This is a genomic window from Mycobacterium rhizamassiliense (assembly GCF_900157375.1).
In the GTDB taxonomy this organism is placed as follows: Bacteria; Actinomycetota; Actinomycetes; order Mycobacteriales; family Mycobacteriaceae; genus Mycobacterium; species Mycobacterium rhizamassiliense.
Map to the genome: position 1 here is coordinate 331,478 of NZ_LT721901.1, position 24,282 is coordinate 355,759.

Genomic DNA, 24,282 nt, shown 5'->3' on the forward strand with positions numbered 1-24,282 from the left:
CTCAGCTGCGGGTGAAGTGCGCGCGGATCGCCGAGATGGTGGCAATGATCGCCTCGGCGCTGCCGCCCCCGAACGGCGCGATGCTGGCGAAGCCGTGCGTCAGCGCGTCGAACTGCCGGTGGTCCACCGGGACGCCGGCCGAGCGCAGCGCCGCGGCGTAGGCGTTGCCCTCGTCGCGCAGCGGGTCGAATCCCGCGGTGAACACCAGGGCCGGCGCCAGGCCGGAGAGGTCGTCGGCGTGCAGCGGCGATACTCGCGCACTGGCCGCGGCGTAGTCGGTGCCGCCCAGATACAGATCCGTGAACCAGTCGCGGTCCTGCTTGGACAGAAAGAACCCGTCGGAGAACAACTTTCGTGATCTGGTTTCCTCGGACAGGTCGAGGACCGGATAGAGCAGCACCTGCAGAACGGGCTGCGGAATGCCCTCGTCGCGGCTGCGTAGCGCGACGAACGCAGCCAGGTTTCCGCCCGCGCTGTCGCCGCCGATGCCGATCCGCGACGGATCGGCACCCAGTTCGACGGCGTGTCCCAGCGCCCATCGGTAGGCCGCGACGCAATCCTCGACCGCGGCGGGCGCCTTGTGTTCCGGGGCCAGCCGGTAGTCCACCGACAGCACATGAATCGCGGCGTCCCGGCAGATCATTCGGCACAGCCCGTCGTGGGATTCGATGTCGCCCACCACAAATCCGCCGCCGTGGAAGAAGACCAGCAGCGGCGCCGGCCCCTCGACGTCCGGTCGGTAGTGCCGCACTGGTAGCGGACAGTCGGGGCCAGGGATCGTGAGATCTTTGGTGGGAACGGCGATATCGTTCCCCAGCACCGAATGCGACATGCGCATCAGCGCGCGAGCGGCTTCCGGGTCGCCGGAAGCCGACAGGCCCCCCGCACCGGTACCTCGTTGGCCCGCGAGCATGAGCTGCAGCGTGGGGTCGAGGGTGTTGCCGTCGATGGTGATTCGTTTCCCGCCGACGAGCACGCGCTTCAGCCAGGGCGGGATCCATGGCACGACCTTCAGGCCGACGCGAAGCGCCGCGTTGGTCACCGCGAGGGAGCGGGCGTTGGGCGGCTTGGTTGTCACGCCTGTCCCCCGCTCCGCCGTCCTGACCAAATCTTTGTTCAGAGGCTAACGGCGGCTGCCTACACCGTCAATGAAGTCTCTAGATCAGAGCCAGCCGGTGCGGGCCGCGGCGACGGGCTCGGGCGGGGCGGGCGCCAACTCCCCGTCCCGCACGCCGTCGAGCATCCGCTTCACCGCGGCGACGATGTCCGGGGCAGCCGCGGCGAGCCCCGCCTTGTCGGCCTCGGGAACCCCGTCCGGGTCGACACCGGCCCGTTCCAGCACGGCGGCCGGGTCGGCCAGCTCAGCGGCCAGCCAGGACACCGGGTCGGCCGACAGCTCGGGGACGAAATTCCGGCGCCCGGGCTCCCAGCCCTTGAATTTCGGGTGGTGATGGGCCCGGTCCAGCGTCCCCGGCGGGCTCGCGGTGGATCCGAAGAGGTCCACCCGCCACACCGGGCGGTTGAAGGCGATCGGGATGCCGGCGTAGATCGAGCCCTGCGGCTCGGCCCGGTCGACGACACGTAGTTCCAGCCTGACGCCCCGCTCCGGGGTTTCCTGGCCTTCGTTCGGGGTCGGATCGACGAAGAACATGTCCCCGACGACCACACCCAGGGTTTCGAATCCAAACGCTGCGAGCATGATCCGAGCGTAGACCCTCACCGGGTCACGCGCCGACCTCCTCGGCCTGCTTTTCGGGAAGGGCCTTGGGCAGCACCTCCATGTAGTCGGCGAACGCGACCGTCGTTGTGCGGCGCTGATATTCGCGTACCAGGCCCGGCCAGTTGGTGGTGACTCGGCCCGTAGCGGTGCGGTACCAGGAATCGCAGGTGGTCCACACGCCGCTGTCCAAGCGTGACTGCACGCCGTCGTCATAGGCCTGCTCCACGGCGCGCCACACCTCGAACGCGCGGGACCCGCCGCCACGGGCGAGCTCCTCGGTGATCTGGCGGATGTAGCGAGCCTGCTGCTCCATCATCAGGATGATCGAGCTGCTCCCCAGATTGGTGTTCGGGCCGTAGATCAGGAACATGTTCGGAAAGCCCGGGACGGCCATGCCGAGGTGCGCGCGGGCACCCTGCCCCCATTCCGCGTGCAGGTCGCGTCCGTCGCGGCCGGTAATCGTCATCGGCGCAAGGAATTCCGTGGCCTTGAACCCCGTGCCGTAGATGATCACGTCGACCTCGTGCAGCTTGCCGTCGGCGGTGCGCACCCCGGTCGGCGTTACCTCGGTGATCGTGTCGGTCTCGACGTCGACGTTGTCGCGCGCCAGCGCCGGATACCAGTCGCTGCTGAACAGCACGCGCTTGCAGCCGATCCGATAGTCGGGGGTGACCTTCGCCCGCAGCACCGGATCCTTGATGTGCCACTTGAGGTTTGCCGACGCAAGCAGTCCGATCAGCCAGGCGAGCGGGGCGACCCTGGTCAGCGCGAGTCCGAAGAACTCGCTGATCTCCCAGATCAGCCAGCGCATGGCGGCGCCGAACCTGGGCACCCTGCGGAAGGCGGCGTGGTGCGCGACGGTGTAGCCGCGATCCAGCTTCGGGATGATGTACGGGGCCGAGCGCTGAAAGACGCTGACCCGCTTGGCGAGCTGGCGTATGCGCGGGACGAACTGAATCGACGACGCGCCGGTGCCGAGAACCGCAACGCGCTTGCCGGTCAGGTCGACGTCGTGGCGCCACTGCGCCGAATGGAAAGACGGGCCCGCGAACGTGTCCAGCCCCGGGATCGCCGGGAGCGCCGGCCGCGACAGCTGTCCGACGGCGGGCACCAGGATGTCGGCCTCGATGGTCTGGCCTTCCGACGTCGTCACCCGCCAGGTGGCGCTGCCCTCGTCGTAGCGGGCCGAGGTGACCTCCACCCCGGTGCGCACCAGATCGCGCAGGCCGTACCGGTCGGCGGTGTCGCGGATATAGCCGAGGATGTCGGGCTGCTCGGCGTAGCGCCGCCCCCAGTTCGTCTTGCGGGCGAAGGAGTAGGAGTACAGGTTCGACGGGACGTCGCAGGCTGCCCCCGGGTAGGTGTTCTCCCGCCAGACGCCGCCGACGTCGTCGGCCTTCTCCAGCACCGTCACGTCGGCGAGGCCGTCCCTGGACAGCTCGTAGGCGGCGGCCAGGCCGCCGAAGCCGGCGCCGATGACCAGCACGCGAGGACGAATCGAAGTCATGGTTCCCAACGTAGGGGCGGACGGGCCGTCACCGACAGCCGATTGCGGTCGGAAAATCCATGATTCCGGCCAAGGGGCCGCGGACGTTCAGCCGGCCAAGCGCCGCGCCCGGGGCGCCACCGACCGCTGGTAGCGAGCGGGCGTGGTGCCCGTCCAGCGTTTGAACGCGGCAATGAAGCTCGTCGCCTCGGCGTAGCCCAGCCGCAGGGCGACGTCTTCGACCGACAGGGCGCCCGTCGCCAGCAGTTCCTCGGCGAGGACCCGGTGGACCTCCTCGACCAGTTCACGGAAGGTGGTGTTCTCCTCGGCCAGCCGCCGCCGCAGCGTCCGCTCGCTCATCGCCAGCCGGCGCGCGACGGCAGCGATCGTGCGGGGTTCGCCGTCGATCGACGCCAGCCGCTCGCGCACCCGCCGGGCGACACCGGTGCGGGCCCGGCGGCTGGAGGCACAGCGATGACCGACCAGGCGGCGTTCCAGCAGGGCGCGGCACTGCTGCTCGCACATGGTCACGCTCATCTCGCTGGCCTGCGGCAGCCGCTTGCCCAGCAGCGCGGCCGGAAAGCTCGCGGCGTTGACCGTCGAGCCGTACCGCGGTGGTACGCCAAACGCCCCACGGGCGGCGGCGTCACCCGAGGCGGGCGCGGGGCCCGCGAATTCGACCGCAGTGAACGGGACGGCCGTTCCCAACAGCTCGGCCATCACGCGGGCGATCGCAGCCAAGTCGCGCCGCAGCAGAAACTCCGCGACCGGACCGGTCAGGTCGGGCAGGTCCAGCCGCAAGGCCGCCACCGGCCCCGCGACCGTCACGGTCGGCAGACAGAATCCGTAGCTGAGTTCGTAGAACCGGGCCGCGAACCGGACGGCGTCGCCCAGCGTGGAGCTGGTCAGGCAGGCGAAGCCGAAGATCCCGAGCGACCCGGCGTGATAGCTGCTGCCGACCCGCACCCCGAGGTCGGACGCGTCGCCCAGCAGGTTCACCAGGTTCGTCACGACCGCCAGCTCTTGGCGTCCGACGATCATCCGGTCGTGGTCGTGCAGGTCCGCCTCGGCCAGGCCGGATCCCTGCAGCAGGTCCGCCGCGGCAAGACCGTTCGCGCAACCGAATTCGGTCATCAGCGCGGCGCTGGCCGTGTTCCGCGGAAAGTCCCAGTGCGGCACCTGCGATCCGACGAACACCTGCACGTCTCCAGTATGGCCAATGCCCCTGACCGGCGGGTTTGATGAGGCTTGGCTTGCTAGCGAATCCGGCGAATATGCGCTTCGCTGAGCGGCATGGCCGACGATCTAGGGCACCCGGTGCGGCACACGCATGCCGCCGAGCCGCACACCGGCCACAGCTCCAGCCGGCTGAACAGCCTGCGCGCCGCGGTGCTCGGCGCGAACGACGGCATCGTGTCGGTGGCCGGCATCGTGGTCGGGGTGGCCGGGGCCACCCCCGAACGCGCCCCGATCTTCACCGCCGGCCTGGCGGCCCTGGTGGGCGGCGCGGTCTCGATGGCGCTGGGTGAATACGTCTCGGTCTCCAGCCAGCGCGACAGCGAGAAGGCGCAGCTGGCCATCGAATGCGAGGAATTGCACGACATCCCCGACGCCGAACTGGCCGAGCTCACCGCCATCTACCGAAGCCGGGGCCTGTCGGCGCAAACCGCGGCGCAGGTGGCGCGGGAGCTGACCGAACACGACGCGCTGACCGCCCACGCCCGCGCCGAGCTCAACATCAACCCCGACGAGCTGGCCAACCCGTGGCAGGCCGCGGCCGCCTCGGCGGCGTCGTTCTTCGTCGGCGCGCTGCTGCCGCTCGCGTTTATCCTGTTGCCCCCCACCGCATGGCGCGTTCCGGCGACCTTCGTCGCGGTGCTCGTCGCCCTGGCGTTCACCGGCGCGCTCAGCGCGCGGATCGGCGGCGGCAACGTCGCGCGAGCCGTGCTGCGCGTCGTGCTGGGTGGCGCGGCGGGACTGGCCTTCACCTACGGCGTCGGGCATCTGTTCGGCACCGCGATCGGCTAGCGCCGCGGAGGTTACCTGCCGGTGAAGCGCGGTTCGCGTTTGGCGGAAAAGGCCGCCAGGCCCTCCTTGGCGTCCTCGGAGCGGACGACCTCGACGACGAAGCGCCGCTCGATCGCCCGCGCTTCCTCCTCGTCGATCCAGCCGCTGTTGATCACCGCCGCCTTCGCATTGCGAATTGCCAAGGGGCCGTTGGCCGCGACGCGGGCGGCGATCTCGCGGGCCTTGTCCAGCGACTGTCCCGTCGGCACCACATGACCCACCAGGCCGAAGTGGTAGGCCTCGGCGGCCGTCAGCGGGTCGCCGGTCAGGATCATCTCCATGGCCTTGGTGTAGGGGATCTGCCGCTTGAGCCGGACGGTCGAGCCGGCGCCGGCGATCAGCCCCCATTTGGCTTCCGGCAGGCCGAACACCGCGTGTTCCTCGGCGACCCGAATGTCGGTCTGTTGCAACATCTCACAACCGCCGCCCAGACACGGGCCGTTCACCGCGGCGATCAACGGCTTCGTCAGCGACCGGCTGAGCAGCAGCCCCTCGCTGATAACGGTGCCGGCCGGCTTGGCGTCTGCCGCGGGAGCCTTTTGTTCCTTGGGGCCGCGGGTCATCCATCCGTCGGCGAGATCGCCGCCCACGCAGTAGGAGTCGCCGGCGCCGGTCAGGATCGCAACGCGAATGCCGTCGTCGGCGTCGATCTCGTCCCACGCCTGGGCCATCAACGCAATCATGCTCGGCGTCAACGCGTTCCGTCGGCGCGGATTGTTCATGGTGAGCACGACGACGCTGCCGTCGCGATCCACCTTCAACTGCGGTTCGTCCACCACGTCAGACTCCTGCCTCGCGACGCGGGATGATTCTAGCGCGGCTGCAGGACTACGACGGGAATCTCGCGCTCGGTCCAGCTCTGGTAGGTGTCGAAGTCGGCGTATAGGTCGACCAGCTTCGGCCACAGCCGATTTCGCTCCTCGCCCTTGGCGACGACGGCGCGCACATTTCGGCGTTCGCCGCGGATCTGCACGATGGTGTCCGGACTGGCGACGAGATTGCGGTACCACTGCGGGTGGTTGGGCAGCCCGCCCTGCGACGCCACCACGACGATGTTCTCGCCGTCGCGCAGGTACAACAGCGGAATCGTGAACAGCTTGCCCGATTTGCGGCCCCGGTGTTGCAGCAGCAACGTCGGCACCGGCTTGCGGAAGCCGGCGCCGATGCGCCACTTGCCCCCGACCCTGCCCTTCGTGACGCGATAGAGCCACACCTGTGCCCTGCCCACATGGCGGAAGATCACCGGCAGCACCGGGGAATCCAGGTTCGGCGGACGTTCTGGCTTGGTCATTACACCTCCGGTAGGCAGATGCCGAGTTCTTGCGCGAACACCTTGATCATGTGCTGGACGGCAATTTCGTTGCGCCCGATGATCATATGATCGTGCTGGCCGCGGCGGACACCCTCACCGCACTGCGGCAGCATCACGAAGTCCTCGTCGCGCACCGCCGCGTGGACGCCCTCGTATATCGCGTCGTAGGCCGATCGCATCTCGTCGTTGGTGGCGGGGATGCGGCCCATCCAGCTGTGGCGGACGGTGCAGCGGGTCGGCTCGCCGGCCGGCAGGATGTCGATAATCTCCACGCCGACAGGGCTATTGGCCAGGATCAGGTTCGGGTACACCCAGTAGATCACGCCCATGTTCGCCGACGGTTCGCGCGACGCGGCGGGGTCGGTGTCGACGTTGGTGATCCAGTTGAACGGGAAACCGATCCGGTGATGTTTGCCGAACTCGTCGTAGACCATCGTGTTGGCGAGCGTGTTCTGGCCGATGAGGCTCTGGCCGTGCACGTAGGGAAAGTGGTATCCCTCGGCGAACGCCTCCAGCGCGCCCTTCCACGACACGTCCGAGTCGAACTCGCGCTGGGTGTGGTAGCCGTAGGAGTCGTAATCCCACAGCGCCAGTTCGGCATTCAGGTCACCGAGATGCGCGTCGACGTCGATGTCGGCGTCCGCGGTCAGCACCGCCCAGACGAAGCCGTGCCGCTCCTGCGACGGCAGCTCCACCAGCCCGTAGTCCTTGGTGTTCATCGAATCGAAGCCGGCCTTGCCCGGGACCATGAACAGCTCGCCGGTGTTCTTGTACGTCCACGCGTGGTACGGACACACGAACCGGGACGCGTTGCCGGACCCACACGCGGGCATCGCGCCCCGGTGGCGGCAGTAGTTCAAAAAGACGTGGCTGGCCCCGCCGCGGTCGCGGGTCACCAGCAGCGAGTCGCCCAGCACCGAACGCACGACGTAGTCGTTCTTCTCCGCGATCTGCGCCGACGGCACGATAGCCAGCGGCACCCGGCGCAGAATCTGCGACTCCTCGATCTCGGTGAGCTTGGGATCGCGGTAGTAGTGCAGCGGCACCCGCAGCTCGCGCTCCGCGAAGTCGGTGGTGCCGTCCAGCGCGTGACGCAGGCCGCGCTGCGTCAATGTTTCGTCGGTTCCGCTCACGGGGCCGCTGATGGTGAACATACCCCAGACCATACAATCAATATGCTTTGTATTGTCAAGACACAACCGCCGATTATGCGACGATCACCGCATGCGGCGGCACGGTTGGTCCGGGGACATCCCCGCTGACGACGACGAGGCCGTCGCCCGCATCCTCTCGGTGACCCGGCACGCCATCGACGAGCGCGGAACCGTGACCGTCTCGGAGGTCGCCACCACCCTCGGCGTGACGCGCCAGACGATCTACCGCTATTTCCCGACCCTCGAGGCGCTGCTGGGGGCGTCGGCGCTGTCGTCGGTCGACGGCTTCCTCGACCGGCTCGCCGTCCACCTGGGCGCCCTCACCGATCCGACCGAGGCGGTCGTGGAGGGCATCGCCTACACCTTCGAGCAGCTCGCCGACGACAAGTACCTCAGCCTGGTGTTCACGCCGGGCAAGGCCAGCGCGTTCACCGCCGGGGTGACCTCCGATCTGGCGATCTCGTTCGGCCGGTCGATCCTGGGCAGGTTCGGCGTCGATTGGGCCGCAGCGGGTTTCACCGGCGACAAGCTGGACGAGCTGATCGAGTTCATGCTGCGAACGCTGCAATCGCTGATCGTGGACCCGGGCCGGCCACCGCGCTCCGGCGCGCAGCTGCGCGGCTTCCTGCAGGACTGGGTCGCGCCGTCGGTGCGCGCCCACGCCGCCAGCTGTCAGGATTAGGTATGCAGATGTCGCGGCGCGACGTGCTATCGCGACGGATCCGGCTGCTGGTGGCCGCGACCATCACCTACAACGTCATCGAGGCCGCGATCGCGCTCGCCGCGGGCACCCGGGCCTCGTCCACGGCGCTGATCGGATTCGGCTTGGACTCCGTGGTCGAGGTGTCGTCGGCGGCCGTCGTGGCGTGGCAGTTCGCCGGCCGCGACCCCGAGGCGCGCGAGCCGCTGGCGCTGCGCCTCATCGCGTTCTCGTTCTTCGGCCTGGCCGCCTACGTCACCGCGGACTCGATCGCTTCCCTGTTCGGGCTCAGCGAGGCAAAGCATTCCACGGTGGGCATCGCACTTGCGGCCGCCAGCCTGGTCGTGATGCCCGTGCTGTCGCTGACGCAGCGTCGCGCCGGTGCCGAGCTCAATTCACGCTCGGCGGTGGCCGACTCCAAGCAGACGCTGCTGTGCACCTACCTGTCCGCGGTGCTGCTGGTTGGGCTGCTGCTCAATTCACTCCTGGGCTGGTCGTGGGCGGATCCCGTTGCGGCACTGGTGATTGCGGCGATCGCCGCCCGCGAAGGCGTTCAGGCCTGGCGCGGCGATGCGTGCTGCGCGCCGACCGCCAGCACCGCCGGCGCCGATTGCTGCGCGAGCGGCGACTGTGAGTGCTGCGGTAGTTAGTACCTAAGCCGTCGTATCGGTGGCGCCGAGGCGCAGGTGTTCGATGTGATAGACGGCCTCGTCGAGCAGTTGGGCGACGTGATTGTCGTACAGCCGGTACACGATGTTGCGGCCGTTGCGGTCACCCGCAACAAGGCCGAGCGCCCGCAGCAGCCGCAACTGGTGGGAGACCGCCGGCTGTTCCATCCCGACGGCCGTCGACAGCTCGCCGACCGAACACGGGGATTGGCGTAGCCGGGTCAGGATCATCAGCCGGTTCGGCGAAGCCAGCGCCTGCAGCGTCTCGGCGATCTTGCCCGCCGACGCGTGGTCCAGCGTCGCCGGCGGCGTGACCCTGCCGTCAACTCCGTGCCCCATGCCCTCAATTGAAGCACGACGCAGCAACTGATATGACATATGTAGAGCTTTACATGTATACATGTAGAAGCCGTGTTGTCGACCGAATATGAGGGGCCTCGATTGACCACCGCCACTGCGCCGCCGACCCGCGCGACCGCCGCGAGCCCAGTGCCGTCGAGCGTCTTGGGCCTGTGGTCGGTGCCGTCCGTACGGTGGGCGACCGCCGCGCTGGTCCTCTTCCTGGCGGGACTGACCGCCCAGATCTGCCATGCACCACCGTGGCTGTCGTGGACGTGCTACCTGGCGTGCTACGCCACCGGCGGCTGGTCGCCGGCGCTCGAAGGCCTGCAGGCGCTGCGTTCACGAACGCTGGACGTCGATCTGTTGATGGTGGTGGCCGCCATCGGCGCGGCGGGCATCGGTCAGGTCTTCGACGGGGCCCTGTTGATTGTCATCTTCGCCACGTCCGGCGCACTGGAAGACGCGGCAACCAAACGCACCGAGGACTCGGTGCAGGGGCTGCTCGACCTCGCACCCGATCGCGCTGTCCGCGTCGACGGCAATGGAATCGAAGAGGTGGTCAACGCCGCGGAGCTGCGCATCGGGGACCTCGTCAGCGTGCGGCCCGGTGAGCGCGTCTCGGCCGACGGAACCGTTGTCGACGGCGCCTCGGACGTCGATCAATCGTCGGTGACCGGGGAGCCCATGCCGGTCGACAAGTCCAGCGAGGACGAGGTGTTCGCCGGAACGCTCAACGGCGCTGGGGCGCTTCGCATTCGCGTCACGAAAGATCCGGCGGACACGGTCGTCGCACGCATTGTCGCCCTGGTCGCCGAGGCGTCGGCCACCAAGGCCAGGACGCAGCTGTTCATCGAGAAGGTCGAGCAACGCTATTCGGTCGGCGTGGTCGTGGCCACCGTCGCCCTCTTCTGCCTTCCGCTGATCCTGGGGGCCGATCTGCGGCCCACACTGCTGAGGGCGATGACGTTCATGATCGTGGCGTCGCCCTGCGCCGTGGTCCTGGCGACGATGCCCCCACTGCTCTCGGCGATCGCGAACGCCGGGCGCCACGGCGTTCTCGTCAAGTCGGCGATCGCCATCGAACATCTCGCGGACACAACACAAGTCACCTTCGACAAGACCGGCACGCTGACCACCGGTTCGCCGCGGCTGACGGGCGTCGTCGCGGTCGATCGGCGGTACGCGGACGACGACGTGCTGCGGATGGCGGCAAGTGCCGAGCAATTCAGCGAACATCCGCTGGGCCGCGCGGTCGTCGCCGCCGCCCGACAGCGCGGTCTCGACTTTCCGCATGTCACCGACTTCCAAGCCCTTCCGGGTCGCGGCGTGCGCGGCCGCCTCGCGCATCAAACGGTCGAGGTACTCAGCCCGCGGGCATTTGGGGGCGACCCGCTGGCGGCGGCGACCGAGCTCGAAAACGGCGGCGCCACCGCCGTTGTCGTGCTCATCGACGGGCGGACGGTGGGTGTGCTCGGGCTGGACGACACAGTGCGCCAGGGATCCGGCGCCGTGGTCCGCGCCGTCGCGGCGATCACGTCGAATACGCCGGTGCTGCTGACCGGGGACGCGTTCTTGGCGGCGAAGCACCACGCGGCACAGGTGGGGATCGACGATGTCCGTGCCGACCTGCTGCCCGACGACAAGGTCGCCGTCGTTCGTCAACTGCAAGGCGATGGCCAGCGCGTGCTGTTCGTCGGCGACGGGATCAACGACGCACCGGCGATGGCCGCCGCGCACTCGTCAATTGCCATGGGGCGCAGGGGCGCCGACCTGACACTGGAAACGGCCGACGCCGTCACCGTCCAGGACGAGCTCGCCACCATCCCGGCGCTGCTCACGCTGGCGTATCGCGCGCGCCGCGTGGTGGTCGCCAACCTCGTCATCGCCGCGACTTTCATCACCGGGCTCGTCCTGTGGGACCTGCTCGGCACCCTGCCGCTCCCCCTCGGCGTCGCCGGGCACGAGGGATCCACCATCATCGTCGCCCTCAACGGGTTGCGGCTGCTGAGTTCCCGCGCGTGGCGCCAGGATTTCGATCGCGACGCGCCGGGCGGCCGCGCTGCTTGACCGCGGTACCCCACCGGGGTATGGTTCGCCGCATGCTCAGCGACCCCACGCTGCGGTGGGTTGTGACGGCGCTGTTCGGCGCCGGGATCGCGGCCTACGCGTATGTCCTTGTCGTGCAACGTAACCGATCGGCTAGCCCGCTCGGTCACGTGCTGCACCTGACGATGGCCGCGGCGATGATCCTGATGGCGTGGCGCATAGGAATGGAGCTTTCGGCCGTCGTACCGATGATCTTCTTCGGGGTGGCGGGCGTCGGCTTTGTGTGGGCGGCCAGCCGGGCCTCCACGACCACCGGCGAGCGCCTGATCAATTCCTACTACGCCGCGATGACGGCGGCGATGGTGTGGATGTACGCGGTGATGAGCGACCTCCTGCCGCGCGGCGGCGGCCACGCGGCCCCGGATTCGATGGCCATGGAGATGCCCGGCATGCGGATGCCGGGACACGAGATGGGCCACGCGACAGCCGGAATCGGCTGGATCGCGATGGTGAACTGGACCGCCACCCTTGGATTCGCCGTCGTGGCGCTGTATTGGTCGTGCCGTTGGGTGGCGCGGCGCCAGTACGCCCGCGTGGAACCGCTGTATCAGGCGTGCACCGCCGCCGGTACGGCGACGATGTTCTTTGCCCTGCTGTAACAGCGCCTGTACGACCAGCGTCGTCGGCCCCGCGCTATCGTCTCGGGGACACCAATCGAGCGCTGGAGAGGTCACGATGACGAAAGCCGTTGGCAGGGTGGCCGGCAAGGTCGCATTCATCACGGGTGCCGCGCGCGGCCAGGGTCGCGAACACGCCGTCCGCCTGGCCGAGGAAGGCGCCGACATCATCGCGGTCGATCTGTGTGCCGACGTCGAGGGGGTCATCTACCCGGGGGCCACGGAGGCCGACCTCGACGAAACCGCGGCGCTGGTCGAGAAGTCGGGCCGGCGCATCGTGGCCGCCAAGGCCGACGTCCGGGACGTCGCGGGCCTGCGCGAAGCGTTGCAGCGGGGGGTCGACGAGCTGGGCCGGCCCGACATCGTGATCGCCAACGCCGGCATCAGCGGCAGTCCCGCGCCCGGCGCGCTGCTCGAAGAGGCCGCGTGGCAGACGATGCTCGACATCAATCTCACCGGCGTCTGGCACACCATCAAGGTGGCGGTGCCGCACATGTCCGACGGCCGCGGCGGGTCCATCATCCTGGTGAGCTCCATGTTGGGGCTGCGCGGCGGCGGGTACATGGCGCACTACGCCTCGGCGAAGCACGGCGTCGTCGGCCTGATGAACTCAATGGCGAACGAGCTTGCGCATCAATGGATTCGGGTCAATTCGATCCACCCGGGCAACGTCCGGACGCCGATGATCGACAACGAGCCGTTCCACCGCACGCTGCGACCCGACCTGCCTGAGCCCACCATCGACGACACGGCCGCGGTGATCGGTCAGTTCCACCTGATGCCGGTGCCGATCATCGAGGCGAGCGCGGTCAGCAACGCCGTGCTGTTCCTCGCATCCGACGAGTCGCAGTACATCACTGGCGCGGCGCTGCCGATCGATGCCGGGGCCGTCGCGAAGTTCTAGGCCGCCAGGTCGTCGCGACGTTGCGCGGCGGCCTGCTTGCGGCGCCGCCAGCCCCGCACGGTGGCGATGGCCGTCTTGAGGCCGCGCCTGTGTCCCGTCGCCGGATCGGTTCCCGCGAATTCCGGGCCCAGCTCGGCGAACATCCGCTCGCTACGCGTCTCGGGCGCGTTGTCGGCGTCGTCACGCAGGTACTTGTTCGGCAGCGACAGTTTGGCGATGGTGCGCCACGTCTTGCCGTACTGCATCAGGAAAGAGCCTGTGGTGTAAGGCAAGTCGTACTTGTCGCACACCTCGCGCACCCGCACGGAGATTTCGTGCAGCCGGTTGCTCGGCAGGTCCGGGTACAGGTGGTGCTCGATCTGGTGGCACAGGTTGCCGCTCATGAACCGCAGTGTGGGTCCGCCTTCGAAGTTGGCACTGCCCAGCATCTGACGCAGGTACCACTGCCCCTTGGTCTCGCCGATCATGTCCGTCTTGGTGAATTTCTCTGCGCCGTCGGGGAAGTGGCCGCAGAAGATCACGGCGTTGGCCCAGATGTTGCGGATCACGTTGGCCGTCGCGTTGGCCGTCAGGGCCGACCGGTAGGTCGCACCCGGCGACAGCGAGGTCAGCGCGGGGAACGCGACGTAGTCCTTGAGTATCTGGCGACCGGCCTTGGCAAAGAACTCTTCGGTCCGCTGCCGGGCATCGTCCTGGTCCATCCGCTTCTTGACGATCTTGCCGATCTCCACGTGCTGCAGGCCGACACCCCATTCAAAGCCGATGCCCAGCAAGGTGTTCCACACCAGATTGAGGAGGTTGTACTTGCTCCAGCGCTGGTCGCGGGTGACGCGCAGCATGCCGTAGCCGACGTCGTCGTCCATCCCGAGGATGTTCGTGTACTTGTGGTGCACGAAGTTGTGCGTGTACCGCCAGTGCTTGGACGACCCGGCCATGTCCCACTCCCACGTCGAGGAGTGAATCTCCGGGTCGTTCATCCAATCCCACTGGCCGTGCATGACGTTGTGGCCGATCTCCATGTTCTCGATGATCTTGGCCACGCCCAACGTCACGGTCCCGGCCCACCAGGCCGAGCGCCGCGAACTCGCGGCGAGCAGCAGCCGGCCGGCCACCTCGAGGGCACGCTGCCCCGCGATGGTGCGGCGGATGTAGCGGGCGTCGCGCTCGCCGCGCGAGTCTTCAATGTCCTGGCGGATGGCATCCAGCTCAATCCCCAGGCTCTCGATGTCGGCGTCGGTCAGATGGGTGAATACGTCGACGTCTGTGACTGCCATCGTCGTCCTCCCTTGATCGTTCGTCCGGTGGTCTCGTACCTACGCTATCGTAACCTACGAACCCGTAGGTTACCTGTGAGTAGCCTTTAGATGTCGAGAGTGCAATCGCCCGACGCGGCCGTCACACAGGTCTGCACCCGCGAGCCGGGTTCGCGCTCCTGGCCGGTCCGCAGGTCGCGGACGTGGCCGTCTAGCAGCGGTAGCACACATGACTGGCAGATGCCCATGCGGCAGCCGAAGGGCATCTGCACGCCGGCGCTTTCACCGGCGTCCATCAGCGACGTCGCGGCATCGGCGCTGACCGTACGCCCGCTGCGGCCGAACGTGACCGTGCCGCCCTCCCCGGCGGGTGCGGCCTTGGCCACCGCGAACCGCTCCAGGTGCAGCCGATTGCCGATTCCCGCCGCCGCCCAAACCTGCTCCGCCTGGGCGAGCATGCTTTCCGGCCCGCAGGCCCAGGTCTGACGGTCGCGCCAGTCCGGCACCTGCTCGTCGAGCCGGGCCAGGTCGAGCCGACCGTGCGTGCGGGTCTGACGCACCTGCAGCCGATAGCCGTCGTGCACCGCGGCCAGCTTGGCCAATTCGGCGCCGAACATCACGTGCGATTCCGTAGGCGCCGAGTGCAGATGCACGACGTCACCAATTTGCTTGCGGCGCACCAGGGTTCGCAGCATCGACATCACTGGCGTGATCCCCGAGCCCGCGGTGAGGAACAGGATCGACGACGGCGCCGGATCGGGCAGCACGAAGTTGCCCTGCGGCGCGGCCAGGCGCACGATCGTGCCCGGCTCGACGCCGTCGACCAGGTGGGTCGACAAGAAGCCTTCCGGCATCGCCTTCACGCTGATGGTCACCGTGCGCTCCGGGCCCGACCCCGAGCGGGCGACCGGGCTCGACGTCAGCGAGTACGACCGCCAGCGCCAGCGCCCGTCGACGAGCAACCCGATGCCGATGTACTGGCCCGGCTCGTAGTCGAAGCTGAAGCCCCAGCCCGGCTTGATCACCAGGGTCGCGGAGTCTTCGGTCTCGCGGCGGACCCGCACGACGCGGCCGCGCAACTCCCGCGCGGACCACAACGGATTGGCCAGATGGAGGTAGTCGTCGGGCAGCAGCGGCGTCGTAATGCGCGTGACGATCTTGCGCAGAGCGTGCCAGCCGGGATGCCGCTCAGCGCCCACCACGGTGGGGCGCTTGGTGTCGGCGAGGTTGGCCGTGATCGATGCGTATGTTCTACCCATAACACAACCTACGGTACCGTAGGTTACTGCTCCGTATCTAGGCCCAACCGCCAAGATTGCGTCACATTTTCCGCACCGTGATCGAACTCAGGCCCAGCTCACAGCAGGTCGAGCAGGAAGGGCAGCTCCTGGTTGGCGTACCAGGCCAGGTCGTGGTCCAGCGCGTCGCCGACGATCAGGTCGGCATCCTCGTCGCCCAGGTCAGCGGCGTCGATCGCCTCGATCGCCCTCGTCACCGCCGGTTCGGCGTCGGAGGTGTCGACGTAGGCGGCGATCACCTGGTCGAGCGTCACCCGCCCGGCGAGCCGGACAACGGCGTCGTCGAGATCGGGCCGCACGGTCACGTCGGCCACGTCGGCGGACAACACCGCCCGGCGGGGCGGCGGGCTCTCGTCGGCGTCCGCCGCCAGCAGCCGCAGCGAGGCCAGCGACGCCTCCCGCAGCGCCACGTCGGCGAGCTCCTCGTCGTCGCCCTCGGAGTAGGCCTCGCGCAGCGTCGGCGTCACCGCGAACGCGGTGCCGTTGACCGCAAGCAGCGATCCATCGGTGACGAGCTGCTCCAGCATCGGCAACGTCGCGGGGATGTAGACCTGGGTCATGATCCGATCAGGGTGGCGGCGTAGTCGTCGACGTAGCGCGACAGCTCACGCGGCGGGCGCTGGTAATTGCCGGACACCACCGGGCGTTGCGGCAGCTCGACTTTGGGAATTTCTACTTCCAGGTACTCGATGGTGGACAGCAGGTGGTGCATCATGTTCAGCCGCGCGTGCTTCTTGATTTCGGATTCCACGACGAACCACGGGCTGACCGGGGTGTCTGTGTGCACCATCATCTCGTCCTTGGCGCGCGAGTAATCCTCCCACCGGTATATCGATTCCATGTCCATCGGGCTCAGCTTCCATTGCCGCACAGGATCATTCAGCCGCGCCTTGAACCGGCGCAGCTGCTCGTCCTCGGACACCGAGAACCAGTACTTGCGCAGCAGGATCCCGTCGTCGATCAGCATCTGCTCGAAGATCGGCGTCTGCCGCAGGAACAGCGCATGCTCGGCGGGCGTGCAGAATCCCATCACCTTCTCGACGCCGGCGCGGTTGTACCAGGACCGATCGAACAGCACGATCTCGCCCTTGGCGGGCAGGTGCGCGATGTAGCGCTGGTAGTACCATTGGCCGCGTTCGCGGTCGGTGGGCGCCGGCAACGCCGCGATGTGGGCGACCCGCGGGCTCAGGTATTCGGTGATCCGGCTGATGGCGCCGCCCTTGCCCGCGGCGTCGCGGCCCTCGAAGACGACGACGACCCGCGCCCCCGACTGCCGTACCCACTCCTGCAGTTTCACGAATTCCGTTTGCAGGCGGAACAATTCGGCTTCGTAGACGGCGTCGGAGATCTTCGGCCTTTCGGACGCCGCGGATTTCTTCTTCTTCGCCTTCGTCGACGCGTCATCGTTGGTGGCGGTACTCACAGCAACGAATGGTATCCCCACGCAGCGATTTTCACCCCACAGAACTACCGGGAAGCTTCCAGCAGTTCCTCGAGCGATTGACGCAGCAGCGCGGGCAGCAGATCGACATCGCTCATCGCGTCGCGGTCGGCGTTGATCCCGAAATACAGCATGCCGTTGTAGGAGGTGACGCTGATGGCCAACGCCTGGTTGTGCAACAGCGGCGGCACGGCGTAGGTCTCGAGCAGTTTGGTGCCCGCGACATACATCTGCGATTGGGCGCCCGGCGCGTTGGTGATCAAGAGGTTGAACAGGCGCGCGGAGAAGCTGGTCGCCACCCGGATACCCATGGCGTGCAAGGTAGGTGGCGCGAAACCCGACAGCGTGACGATCGTCCTGGCGTCGACCAACCGCGCGGCCGCCGGGATCGACTCGGTGGTGTGGGCGATCTGCGACAGCCGGACCACCGGGTTGGCCTCCCCCACCGGCAGATCGACCAGAAACGGCGTGACCTGGCTGATGGTCTGGCCCGGACCGGTCGAATCGTGTTGGCCCTCGGCGTAGACCGACAGCGGCGCCATCGCCCGCACCGTCTCGGTCGCTGACACCCCGACGCCACGCGACATCAGCCAGTTACCCAGCGCACCGGCCACCACCGCCAGCACCACGTCGTTGATGTCGCACTCGTAGCGCGCCCGCACCGCTCGGTAGTCCTCGAGGCTGCCGCTGGCGACGGTGAATCGGCGGTGCCGCGAGACTCTGGCGTTCAGCGGGCTGCTGGGGGCGGTGCCGCGGGCCACGGTGCGCGCGATGTTGACGGCGCGGCGCCCGACGTCGAGCAGTTCCCCATAGTTGGTCGCCACCCCGGCCAGCGCGGACCCGACCGCCTGCAGCTGCGTTCCCGGCCCGACCATCCAGTCGGTGAGCGCGCCCAGCAGCAGCCGGGTATGGCCGGGGTCGCGTTCCGGCACCCAGATGTCCTCGGGGAACGGCGGTGGATTCCGCGTCCGGTCCGCGATGACGTGGCCGATCTCCAGCGCGGTCATGCCGTTGATCAGCGCCTGGTGCGATTTGGTGTAGAGGGCGACGCGGTTCTTGGCCAGCCCTTCGACCAGGTACATCTCCCACAGCGGCCGCGTCTTGTCCAGCGGCCGGGCGGCCAGCCGGGCGATCAGCTCGTGCAGCTGATCGTCGCTGCCCGGGGACGGCAACGCCGATCGCCGCACGTGATACGTGATGTCGAAGTCGCCGTCGTCCATCCAAACCGGCCGGGCGATACCCACGCCAATTTCGCGGACCTTCTGGCGGTAACGCGGTATCTGGGCCAGCCGCTTCTCGACGGTGGCGAGCAGCGTCTCGTAGCTCAGCCCGGCGCGCGGCTTGCGCAGGATCGACAGCGAGCCGACGTACATCGGGGTGGCACTGTTCTCCAGCCGATAAAAGGACGCGTCTGATGTGGACAACCGGGTCACCATTGCGGACCTGGCCTCCTCGTCGATTCGTCCCGACCACCGCTATTGGCCACCACCGTAATCGTCCGGCCACGACACAGCACGGCGCGGGTGCGTGCCGAAGCGAATTGCGCAACGCGGACGGTCAATTCAGAATCGATCGTCTGCCACTCTCCAGCAGGCTGGTCCCAGCGATGAGATGGAGAGTGCGCGCGTTGACCGTCAGCCCCGCCACGAGCCCGCCCGACCGCGCCGCGTTCGCGGTCGAGCCCGTCGTCGAGTACGAGCCTCCACAAAGGGACGTGCCACGGGAGGTGCCGCGGGCAGCTCCCCTGTGCCGAACGCCGCGGCGACCCTACAGCTCGCGTCGGGTCAGCCACCCGCCGCCGCCGGCCTCGCCGACCCCGTCCGCGCCGATGCGCCAAGCGGCGGTGTTCGCCGACGCCGCGCTGCGCCGGGTGCTCGAGGTCATCGATCGGCGCCGCCCGCCGGCCCAGCTGCGGCCGCTGTTGGTGGCCGGCCTCATCGACCCGATGCTCGCGGTGAGCCGGGCCGCCGCCGGGCAGCAGGGCGCCGCGATGCTGCGCCGGGTTCGACTGCAGCCCGTCGGGCCGCCGGACCACGAGACGGCCGCCGAGGTGTTCGGCTGCTACAGCCGCGCGGACCGGATGCACGCGATCGCCTGCCGGGTGGAGAAGCTGCCGACCGGCGGCGGCACCCGCTGGCAGGTCGTGGCCCTGCACATCGGTTGACGGCGGCTACAGCGCGGGCCCGACGCCGCCGGCGAAACGCGCCAGCACCGGACCCACGATCGCCATGACGAACACATACGCGGTCGCCAACGCGGCCACCGTCGTCACCGACGCGCCCACCAGGCCGATGATGATCAGGGAGAACTCGCCGCGGGCGATCAACGCCGCCCCCGCGCGCAGCTGCCCGCGCCGCGCCACCCCGTCGCGCCGGGCGGCGAACACCCCGGTGGCCACCTTGGTCGCGGCGGTGACCGCGGCCAGGGCCAGCGCGACCGGCAGCATCGGGATCAGCTCGTGCGGGTCGACCTGCAGGCCGATCGCCACGAAGAACACCGCGGCGAACAGGTCGCGCAGCGGCCCCAGCACCTGGCGGGCCCGGTCCGCGGTCTCGCCGGTCAGCGTCAGGCCCACCAGGAACGCGCCGACCGCCGCCGACGCGTGCAGCGACTCGGCCAGCGCCGCCACCAGCAGGGTGCCGCCGAGGACCCGCAGCAGCAGCTGCTCGGAGTCGGGGTGGGCGACCAGCCGGCCGACGTGATGGCCCCAGTGATACGACGCCGCGAACGCGGCCAGCAGCGCGCCGATCGCGACGACCGCGCCCCCGATGGCCTCCGGCCAGCTGCCGCCTGCGGCCAGCACCGCGAACAGCGGCAGGTAGGCCGCCATCGCGAAGTCCTCCAGCACCAGCACCGACAGCACGGCCGGGGTCTCGCGGTTACCGAGGCGGCGCAGGTCCTCGAGCAGCCGGGCGATGACGCCCGACGAGGAGATGTAGGTGACGCCGGCCAGGGCGAGGATGGCCACGCCGTCGAACCCCAGCAGCCACCCCGCGATCGCGCCGGGCGTCGCGTTGAGGACGACGTCGACGCCGGCCGACGGCAGGTGGTGGCGCAGGCTGGCGGAGAACTCGGTCGCGGAGAACTCCAGTCCCAGGGTCAGCAGCAGCAGGACGATGCCGATGGGCGCCCCGGTCATGATGAACTCGCCGGCGGCCGCCACCGGCCAGATGCCGCCCTTGCCCAGCGACAGGCCGGCCAGCAGGTACACCGGTATCGGGGACAGCGCGTAGCGGCGCGCGACAGTGCCCAGCACGGCCAGCCCGGCCAGGAGGGCGCCGAGCTGAAACAGCAGCGCCCCCGAAACTTGCATTGGTTCAGCCCTTGTCGATGATCTGCCGAACCGCGGCGATGCCTTCGTCGGTGCCGATGACGATGAGCACGTCGCCGGCGCGCAGGGTCTCGGCCGGGCCCGGCGAGGCGAGCACGTCCTCGTCGCGCACGATCGCGACGATCGAGGCGCCGGTGCGGGTGCGGGCCTGCGTGTCGCCTAGCGGCCGGTCGACGAACGGGCTACCGGCCACGATGACGACCTGGCCCGCCTCGAGTCCCGGCACCTCGCGGGTCAGCTCGGTGAACCGCTCGGCGATCCGCGGCGCGCCCAGGATCTGGGCGACCGTGTCGGCCTCTTCGTCGGTGAGGCGGAAGACGGGCCGGGCCTGGTCAGGGTCGTCGGCGCCGTACAGGACGACGTCGAAGTCGCCGCCGCGGCGCGCGATGATGCCGATCCGCTCCCCCTTGTGGCTGGTGAACTCGTAGCGCAGCCCGACGCCCGGCAGCAACACCTCCTTGACATCCATACCGTCAATCCTTGACGAAAATCGGCGCGGAGTGAAGCTCTACAGGCCAACCTCATAGCGCTAGGGTGGCCGGATGGACGGGAACACAGTTAGCGTCGAGCGCAAGATCGCAGCGCCCCCGAACCGGATTTTCGCGTTGCTGGCCGACGCCGGCAAGCACGCCGCTTTCGACGGCTCGGAGTCCGTTAATCACGCTGTGCAGCAATCGGTTCCGCTATCGATGGGATCGAAATTCGGGATGGCGATGCGCGGCCGCAAGGAGACGCTGTTCCTGCCCTACCGCACCACCAACACCGTCATCGAATACGAGCCGGACCGCCGCATCGCGTGGCAGACCTACGGCCTGGGCGGCCTGGTCGGCGGCCGCATCTGGCGCTACGAGCTGAACCCGACCGATGGCGGGACGCTGGTCCGCGAGACCTGGGACGTGTCCCAGGAGAAGAACAGGTCGATGGTCATCAGAGGTTCGCTGCCCCAGCAGACCGAAAAGGGCATGGCCGCCACGCTGGACCGGCTCGCGACGCTGCTCGAGGGTTAGCGCTTCTTCACCGATTTCGGCGGCTTGGCGCCGCGGCCCTGCTGGCGAGCGGCGGCACGCCGCTCGCGCCGGCTGCCGCCCGCGGGCGCCCCGGCGGCGGCCTTCTGCGCGCCACCGCCATTGCGCTGCACCTCGGCCGAACCGTCTTCTGCCGGACCGGAATACGTCAGGGCCGGCGCGCTGTCATCGATGCCCTTGGCGCGCAGAGTCTTTGGAGCAGCTTCTTCGCGCGCCGGGGCGTCCTGCTGGGCGCCAGCGGCGGCGGCAGTTGCGAACTCCGCCAACCCTTCCGGCGCCTCGACCGCGGCCACCTGCGGGGCGGGCACGGCCTCGACGGAGACGTTGAACAGGAAGCCGACCGACTCCTCCTTCAGGCCGTCGAGCATGGCCATGAACATGTCGTAGCCCTCGCGCTGGTACTCCACCAGCGGGTCGCGCTGCGCCATCGCGCGCAGCCCGATGCCCTCCTTGAGGTAGTCCATCTCGTAGAGGTGCTCACGCCACTTGCGGTCGATGACGTTGAGCAACACGTTGCGCTCCAGCTGGCGCATCGCGCCTTCGCCTGCCATCTCCTCGAGTTGGGCTTCCCTTGTGGCATAAGCCTTTTCGGCGTCTTCGACCAGCGCGTCGAGCAGCTCTTCGCGGGTGAGCTCGTCGCGCTCGGAGTCCTCGTCCTGCCGGGTCAGCGTCGCGTGGTCGATGCCGACCGGGTACAGGGTCTTCAGCGCCGACCACAAGGCCTCGAGGTCCCAGTCCTCGGCGTAACCCTCGGTGGTGGCGCCGTCGACGTAGGCGGTGATGACGTCCTTCAGCATGTCGGTGGCCTGCTTCTGCAGGTCCTCGCCCTCGAGGATGCGGCGGCGCTCGGCGTAGATCACCTTGCGCTGCTGGTTCATCACCTCGTCGTACTTGAGGACGTTCTTGCGGACCTCGAAGTTCTGCTGCTCGACCTGGGTCTGGGCGCTCTTGATCGCCCGGGTGACCATCTTCGCCTCGATCGGCACGTCGTCGGGCAGGTTCAGCCGGGTCAGCAGCGACTCCAACGCGGCGCCGTTGAAGCGCCGCATGAGCTCGTCACCCAGCGACAGGTAGAAGCGCGACTCCCCCGGGTCACCCTGCCGGCCGGAGCGGCCGCGAAGCTGGTTGTCGATGCGGCGCGACTCGTGACGCTCGGTGCCCAGCACGTACAGGCCGCCCGCCTCGATCACCTCGGCGGCCTCCTCGCTGGCCTCCGCCTTGACCTTCGGCAGCTCCACGTGCCACGCCGCGTCGTACTCCTCGGGCGTCTCCACCGGGTCCAGGCCACGCTCGCGCAGCCGCTGGTCGGCCAGGAAGTCGACGTTGCCGCCCAGCACGATGTCGGTACCGCGGCCGGCCATGTTGGTGGCCACGGTGATGCCGCCGCGGCGGCCGGCCACCGCGATGATGCCGGCCTCCTGCTCGTGATACTTCGCGTTGAGCACGTTGTGCGGGATGCGGCGCTTCTGGAACTGCCGTGACAGGTACTCCGAGCGCTCGACGCTAGTGGTACCGATCAGGACCGGCTGGCCCTTCTCGTAGCGCTCCGAGACGTCGTCGACGACCGCGATGTACTTGGCTTCCTCGGTCTTGTAGATCAGGTCGGACTGGTCGCCGCGGATCATTTCCCTGTTGGTCGGGATGCTGACCACGCCGAGTTTGTAGATCTCGTGCAGCTCGGCCGCCTCGGTCTGGGCGGTACCGGTCATGCCGGAGAGCTTGTCGTAGAGCCGGAAGTAGTTCTGCAGCGTGATCGTGGCCAGCGTCTGGTTCTCGGCCTTGATCTCGACGTGCTCTTTGGCCTCGATGGCCTGGTGCATGCCCTCGTTGTAGCGGCGGCCGATCAGCACGCGGCCGGTGAACTCGTCGACGATCAGCACCTCGCCGTCGCGGACGATGTAGTCCTTGTCGCGGTTGAACAGCTCCTTGGCCTTCAGCGCGTTGTTGAGGTAGCTGACCAGCGGCGAGTTCGCGGCCTCGTAGAGGTTGTCGATGCCGAGCTGGTCCTCGACGAACTCCACGCCCTTCTCGTGCACACCGACGGTGCGCTTGCGCAGGTCGACCTCGTAGTGGGTGTCCTTTTCCATCAGCGGCGCGATGCGCGCGAACTCGGTGTACCAGTTCGAGGCGGCGTCGGCGGGCCCGGAGATGATCAGCGGGGTGCGGGCCTCGTCGATCAGGATGGAGTCGACCTCGTCGACGACCGCGAAGTTGTGGCCGCGCTGCACCATGTCGTCGACCGAGTGCGCCATGTTGTCGCGCAGGTAGTCGAAGCCGAACTCGTTGTTGGTGCCGTAGGTGACGTCGGCGTTGTAGGCGACGCGGCGCTGCTCGGGCGTCATCTGCGCGAGGATGACGCCGACCTCCAGGCCGAGGAAGCGGTGCACCCGGCCCATCCACTCGCTGTCGCGCTTGGCCAGGTAGTCGTTGACGGTGACGACGTGCACGCCCTTGCCGCCCAGCGCGTTGAGATAGGCCGGCAGCACACAGGTCAGCGTCTTGCCCTCACCGGTCTTCATCTCGGCGACGTTGCCCAGGTGCAGTGCCGCGGCGCCCATCACCTGCACGTCGAAGGGCCGCTGGTCGAGCACCCGCCAGGCGGCCTCGCGGGCCACGGCGAACGCCTCGGGCAGCAGGTCGTCGAGTTCCTCGCCCTCTTCCAGGCGCTTCTTGAACTCGTCGGTCTTGGCCCTCAGCTCGGCATCGGTGAGCTTCTCCACGTCGTCGGACAACGTGTTGACATAGTCGGCGACCTTTCGCAGGCGCTTGACCATGCGACCTTCACCAAGGCGCAGCAACTTCGACAGCACAGCAATGTCCCCTGTAGGTAGGAGTCTTCTTTGTTAAGCGACTCCCAT

Annotated in this window: 24 protein-coding genes; 8 read left to right on the forward strand and 16 right to left on the reverse strand. The window is 68.4% G+C overall.

The window, feature by feature from the left end; genetic code table 11:
- Position 1 precedes the first annotated feature (1 nt).
- The 4 genes from MRAB57_RS01665 to MRAB57_RS01680 all read right to left on the reverse strand — a co-directional run bounded on the left by MRAB57_RS01665 (position 2) and on the right by MRAB57_RS01680 (position 4,409).
- Positions 2–1,078: an alpha/beta hydrolase gene (locus MRAB57_RS01665; protein ID WP_108637860.1), complete on the reverse strand. Its 1,077-nt coding sequence runs from the start codon at positions 1,076–1,078 to the stop codon at positions 2–4.
- Positions 1,079–1,162: 84 nt separating this feature from the next.
- Complete coding sequence (locus MRAB57_RS01670) at positions 1,163–1,699, reverse strand: hypothetical protein (protein ID WP_077086009.1); 537 nt, start codon at positions 1,697–1,699, stop codon at positions 1,163–1,165.
- Between the two features lie 25 nt (positions 1,700–1,724).
- Positions 1,725–3,227 carry a flavin-containing monooxygenase gene (locus tag MRAB57_RS01675; protein ID WP_077086010.1) on the reverse strand — a complete coding sequence of 501 codons (1,503 nt, stop codon included), beginning with the start codon at positions 3,225–3,227 and terminating at the stop codon, positions 1,725–1,727.
- 87 nt (positions 3,228–3,314) lie between these two features.
- Complete coding sequence (locus tag MRAB57_RS01680; RefSeq protein ID WP_083743274.1) at positions 3,315–4,409, reverse strand: AraC family transcriptional regulator; 1,095 nt, start codon at positions 4,407–4,409, stop codon at positions 3,315–3,317.
- 90 nt (positions 4,410–4,499) lie between these two features.
- Between MRAB57_RS01680 and MRAB57_RS01685 the strand changes: the two genes are divergently transcribed.
- A complete protein-coding gene (locus MRAB57_RS01685; RefSeq protein ID WP_077086011.1) occupies positions 4,500–5,234 on the forward strand; it encodes a VIT1/CCC1 transporter family protein in 735 nt (244 codons plus the stop codon).
- An 11-nt stretch (positions 5,235–5,245) separates the two neighbouring features.
- On the opposite strand, the gene MRAB57_RS01690 is transcribed toward MRAB57_RS01685, so the two are convergent.
- Genes MRAB57_RS01690 through MRAB57_RS01700 form a run of 3 tightly spaced genes read right to left on the reverse strand, consistent with a single transcriptional unit; the run spans position 5,246 to position 7,739 of the window.
- A complete protein-coding gene (locus MRAB57_RS01690; protein ID WP_077090328.1) occupies positions 5,246–6,049 on the reverse strand; it encodes an enoyl-CoA hydratase-related protein in 804 nt (267 codons plus the stop codon).
- Between the two features lie 35 nt (positions 6,050–6,084).
- A complete protein-coding gene (locus MRAB57_RS01695) occupies positions 6,085–6,564 on the reverse strand; it encodes a nitroreductase family deazaflavin-dependent oxidoreductase (protein ID WP_077086012.1) in 480 nt (159 codons plus the stop codon).
- On the reverse strand, positions 6,564–7,739 hold the full coding sequence (locus MRAB57_RS01700; RefSeq protein ID WP_077086013.1) for an aromatic ring-hydroxylating oxygenase subunit alpha: 1,176 nt from the start codon (positions 7,737–7,739) through the stop codon (positions 6,564–6,566). The genes MRAB57_RS01695 and MRAB57_RS01700 overlap by 1 nt, the downstream gene beginning before the upstream one ends.
- 70 nt (positions 7,740–7,809) lie before the next feature.
- Between MRAB57_RS01700 and MRAB57_RS01705 the strand changes: the two genes are divergently transcribed.
- Positions 7,810–8,421, forward strand: coding sequence for a TetR/AcrR family transcriptional regulator (locus MRAB57_RS01705; RefSeq protein ID WP_077086014.1), 612 nt, complete (start codon positions 7,810–7,812; stop codon positions 8,419–8,421).
- A 2-nt stretch (positions 8,422–8,423) separates the two neighbouring features.
- Positions 8,424–9,089 carry a cation efflux transmembrane domain-containing protein gene (locus MRAB57_RS01710; RefSeq protein WP_077086015.1) on the forward strand — a complete coding sequence of 222 codons (666 nt, stop codon included), beginning with the start codon at positions 8,424–8,426 and terminating at the stop codon, positions 9,087–9,089.
- A 3-nt stretch (positions 9,090–9,092) separates the two neighbouring features.
- On the opposite strand, the gene MRAB57_RS01715 is transcribed toward MRAB57_RS01710, so the two are convergent.
- Complete coding sequence (locus MRAB57_RS01715) at positions 9,093–9,446, reverse strand: ArsR/SmtB family transcription factor (protein ID WP_077086016.1); 354 nt, start codon at positions 9,444–9,446, stop codon at positions 9,093–9,095.
- A gap of 150 nt (positions 9,447–9,596) precedes the next feature.
- Here MRAB57_RS01715 and MRAB57_RS01720 point away from each other — a divergent pair, with 150 nt between their 5' ends.
- From MRAB57_RS01720 to MRAB57_RS01730, 3 genes are all read left to right on the forward strand, one after another.
- Positions 9,597–11,516 carry a heavy metal translocating P-type ATPase gene (locus MRAB57_RS01720; RefSeq protein WP_281254402.1) on the forward strand — a complete coding sequence of 640 codons (1,920 nt, stop codon included), beginning with the start codon at positions 9,597–9,599 and terminating at the stop codon, positions 11,514–11,516.
- A gap of 32 nt (positions 11,517–11,548) precedes the next feature.
- A complete protein-coding gene (locus tag MRAB57_RS01725) occupies positions 11,549–12,154 on the forward strand; it encodes a DUF5134 domain-containing protein (protein ID WP_077086018.1) in 606 nt (201 codons plus the stop codon).
- 76 nt (positions 12,155–12,230) lie between these two features.
- Positions 12,231–13,076: a mycofactocin-coupled SDR family oxidoreductase gene (locus MRAB57_RS01730; protein WP_077086019.1), complete on the forward strand. Its 846-nt coding sequence runs from the start codon at positions 12,231–12,233 to the stop codon at positions 13,074–13,076.
- Here the strand turns inward: MRAB57_RS01730 and MRAB57_RS01735 are convergent.
- The 5 genes from MRAB57_RS01735 to MRAB57_RS28890 form a co-directional block, all read right to left on the reverse strand.
- A complete protein-coding gene (locus MRAB57_RS01735; protein WP_077086020.1) occupies positions 13,073–14,350 on the reverse strand; it encodes a fatty acid desaturase family protein in 1,278 nt (425 codons plus the stop codon). The genes MRAB57_RS01730 and MRAB57_RS01735 overlap by 4 nt on opposite strands.
- Before the next feature lie 86 nt (positions 14,351–14,436).
- Positions 14,437–15,588 carry a ferredoxin reductase gene (locus tag MRAB57_RS01740; protein ID WP_077086021.1) on the reverse strand — a complete coding sequence of 384 codons (1,152 nt, stop codon included), beginning with the start codon at positions 15,586–15,588 and terminating at the stop codon, positions 14,437–14,439.
- Positions 15,589–15,686: 98 nt separating this feature from the next.
- Complete coding sequence (locus MRAB57_RS01745) at positions 15,687–16,187, reverse strand: DUF6912 family protein (RefSeq protein ID WP_077086022.1); 501 nt, start codon at positions 16,185–16,187, stop codon at positions 15,687–15,689.
- Entirely contained in the window at positions 16,184–17,050 is an 867-nt protein-coding gene (gene ppk2, locus MRAB57_RS01750; RefSeq protein ID WP_077086023.1) for a polyphosphate kinase 2, read from the reverse strand. The genes MRAB57_RS01745 and ppk2 overlap by 4 nt, the downstream gene beginning before the upstream one ends.
- A 44-nt stretch (positions 17,051–17,094) precedes the next feature.
- Positions 17,095–18,504 carry a WS/DGAT/MGAT family O-acyltransferase gene (locus MRAB57_RS28890; protein WP_077086024.1) on the reverse strand — a complete coding sequence of 470 codons (1,410 nt, stop codon included), beginning with the start codon at positions 18,502–18,504 and terminating at the stop codon, positions 17,095–17,097.
- A gap of 191 nt (positions 18,505–18,695) precedes the next feature.
- Here MRAB57_RS28890 and MRAB57_RS01760 point away from each other — a divergent pair, with 191 nt between their 5' ends.
- Positions 18,696–19,232 (forward strand): Rv3235 family protein, encoded by a 537-nt coding sequence (locus tag MRAB57_RS01760; RefSeq protein ID WP_077090329.1) that lies wholly within the window; start codon positions 18,696–18,698, stop codon positions 19,230–19,232.
- Positions 19,233–19,238: 6 nt separating this feature from the next.
- On the opposite strand, the gene MRAB57_RS01765 is transcribed toward MRAB57_RS01760, so the two are convergent.
- Positions 19,239–20,381, reverse strand: coding sequence for a cation:proton antiporter (locus MRAB57_RS01765; protein WP_077086025.1), 1,143 nt, complete (start codon positions 20,379–20,381; stop codon positions 19,239–19,241).
- A 4-nt stretch (positions 20,382–20,385) separates the two neighbouring features.
- Positions 20,386–20,868 (reverse strand): cation:proton antiporter regulatory subunit, encoded by a 483-nt coding sequence (locus MRAB57_RS01770; protein ID WP_077086026.1) that lies wholly within the window; start codon positions 20,866–20,868, stop codon positions 20,386–20,388.
- Positions 20,869–20,941: 73 nt separating this feature from the next.
- On the opposite strand from MRAB57_RS01770, the gene MRAB57_RS01775 reads away from it, so the two are divergent.
- Positions 20,942–21,406, forward strand: coding sequence for an SRPBCC family protein (locus tag MRAB57_RS01775; RefSeq protein WP_077086027.1), 465 nt, complete (start codon positions 20,942–20,944; stop codon positions 21,404–21,406).
- Here MRAB57_RS01775 and secA read toward each other — a convergent pair.
- Entirely contained in the window at positions 21,403–24,234 is a 2,832-nt protein-coding gene (secA, locus tag MRAB57_RS01780) for a preprotein translocase subunit SecA (protein ID WP_077086028.1), read from the reverse strand. The genes MRAB57_RS01775 and secA overlap by 4 nt on opposite strands.
- Positions 24,235–24,282: the final 48 nt, after the last annotated feature.